We start from the raw sequence: 2,471 nt of genomic DNA, 5'->3' as shown, positions 1-2,471 counted from the left end.
CAAAAACCCGCGGCATACTGTTCTACCGACTGCTGCAACAAGCCGTCAACACCGACCCCATAACCCTGACCGATCTCTACGAAATCTAACTGCACTCAAGCAGACATGCAGAATGTATGTTCGAATATGGGGCAATGTCCTCTGCAGCCGCCACCCTCACAGAGGCGCCGACGCGCGCCACTGTCGAGGAGTTGCAGGCGCGTATTCGGCAGATGCAGGCGACCAAACTCGATACGCGCCTCATCCCCACGCATTCGGCATTCGCCTCCCTCCTTCCCGGCGGTGGGCTGAAAGAGGGGGCAACCTATTCCGTCGACAACTCGGCCACCCTGCTGATGGCACTGCTCGCAGGACCGTCGGCTGCAGGGTCGTGGTGCGGTGTCGTGGGTGTTCCGGAGTTCGGTGTGGAGGCGGCCCAGCGCTTCGGCATCGATCTCGAACGACTCGTTCTCGTGCCGCATCCCGGCGACCAGTGGCTCGGGGTTACAGCCGCCATCGCCGATGTGCTCGGGGTGATCGTCATCCGTCCACCGCGGCGGGCGAATGATTCAAGCGTCTCCCGGCTGACCGCACGTCTTAGGCAGCGCGGAGCAGCGCTCATCGTTCTCGGCCCGTGGCCGCAGAGCGAGGCGATGCTGAGCCTTTCCGACAGCAGCTGGAACGGTATCGGGCAGGGCCACGGGCACCTCAGCGCGCGACAGGTCACCGTCACCGTCACCAGCCGTACCGGTCGGCCGCGCAGTGCACGGATGTGGCTGCCCGATCCGCAGGAGCAGTTTCGCGCCGTCGAAAACGTTCCCTACCTGCAGAGGGCCGCCGGATGACGCCGATCACCCGCACGATCCTGCTCTGGTGCCCCGACTGGCCCGTCACGGCGGCTGTGCGTGCTCATTCGCTGGCGGCGGATGCTCCGATCGCCCTGGTCGACAAGGGAGTCGTCTTCGCCTGCTCAGCTGCTGCCAGGCGCGACGGTGTGCGGCGCGGACAACGACTGCGTGATGCGCAGGTCAGATGCCAGGAGATACTCGTTTTCCCCTACGAGGCCGCTCTCGACTCCCGCGCCTTCGAACCCGTGATCGAGGTAATCGAGCAGACCATGCCAGGCGTGCAACTGCTGCGGCCCGGTATCTGCGCGATGCGGGCGAAAGGACCAGCCCGCTACTACGGCGGCGAGGAAGAGGCGGCACTGTGGCTGCTCGACGCCCTCGACGAGCTCGGTATCCACGGCTCCCGCGTGGGCATCGCCGACGGTCCGTTCACGGCGGAGCATGCCGCACGCAGCCCGAAGCGGGCGCGCATCACCATCGTGCCGGAGGGCACCGCTGCGGAATTCCTCGCCCCACTGTCGCTCGGCGTGCTCGACGAACCTGCGCTCGCCACTCTGTTGCAGCGACTCGGCATCCGTACCCTCGGCGAGTTCTCCCGCCTCGATGGTCTCGACGTCGAAGCACGCTTCGGCGAGGCCGGGGCCAGGCTGCACGCTCTCGCCAGCGGCCTCGACAGCCGTCCGGTCATCTCGCGTGTTCCACCGGAGGAGTTGGACACCGTGATCGCCTTCGAGCCGGCCCTCGACCGGGTGGACCAGGTCGCCTTCGGGTTCCGGGCCTCCGCCGACCGCTTCATCCAGGGGCTGGTCGCCGCCCAGCTGGTCTGCACGTCGATCAGGATCGAGATCGACTCCGACTCCGGCGATGTCTCAGAGCGCAGCTGGCTGCATCCGCGGTCCTTTACCGCTGCGGATGTCGTCGACCGGCTGCGCTGGCAGCTTCAGGGCAGCGGCGCGAGCGACAGCGGGCTCAGCTCTGGCGTCACGCGGGTGCGGGTCGTGCCAGAGAGCGTCGACGCGATCGGCAACCACGAACATGGACTCTGGGGCACCGGCCACGATGAGCGCATCCATCACGGGCTCTCGCGGGTGCAGAGCATGCTCGGACACGGTGGCGTGCTCATGACAGCGGTCGGCGGTGGCCGCACGCTGCGCGACAGGGAGAAGCTCACTCCATGGGGTGACAGGGAGCCTGCCGGCAGGTTGTCGACCCAGCCGTGGCCGGGTCAACTGCCGACGCCTGCGCCAGGCACCGTCTTCGAGGCACCCCTTCCCGCCGCGGTGTTCGCCGCAGACGGTTCGGCCGTCGATGTGGACGACCGGGGAGTATTATCGGCTGCTCCCTCGCGTTTCTCGACCGACAATCGCACCATCGTCCCCCTCTCCGCGTGGGCCGGACCATGGCCGATCGCCGAACGCTGGTGGGATGCGCAGACCACGCGCAGGGCCAACCGCTTCCAGATGGTCGACGAGACGGGTGCCGCCTGGCTGCTGGTACTCGAAGACCACCTGTGGTGGGCGGAAGCGAGATACGACTGATGGGTGAGATTAGCTGGATTGTTAGTTGGCGCAGTGCGTTTGCCCGGCAGCGAGGAACGAGCTGGATTGTTAGTTGGCGCAGTGCGTTTGCCCGGCAGCGAGGAAC

Annotated in this window: 2 protein-coding genes; both read left to right on the top strand. The window is 66.7% G+C overall.

What is annotated here, in order from left to right:
* Positions 1-134 precede the first annotated feature (134 nt).
* A complete protein-coding gene (gene imuA' / locus ABIB56_RS18415) occupies positions 135-824 on the top strand; it encodes a DnaE2-dependent mutagenesis accessory factor ImuA' (protein WP_354570681.1) in 690 nt (229 codons plus the stop codon).
* Positions 821-2,365: a DNA polymerase Y family protein gene (locus ABIB56_RS18410; RefSeq protein WP_354570680.1), complete on the top strand. Its 1,545-nt coding sequence runs from the start codon at positions 821-823 to the stop codon at positions 2,363-2,365. The genes imuA' and ABIB56_RS18410 overlap by 4 nt, the downstream gene beginning before the upstream one ends.
* Positions 2,366-2,471 lie beyond the last annotated feature (106 nt).

It is taken from the genome of Glaciihabitans sp. UYNi722, from assembly GCF_040549465.1.
Lineage (GTDB): Bacteria > Actinomycetota > Actinomycetes > Actinomycetales > Microbacteriaceae > Lacisediminihabitans.
Note: the sequence above shows the minus strand (reverse complement) of the source record. Positions and strands in the feature narration are given on the sequence as shown.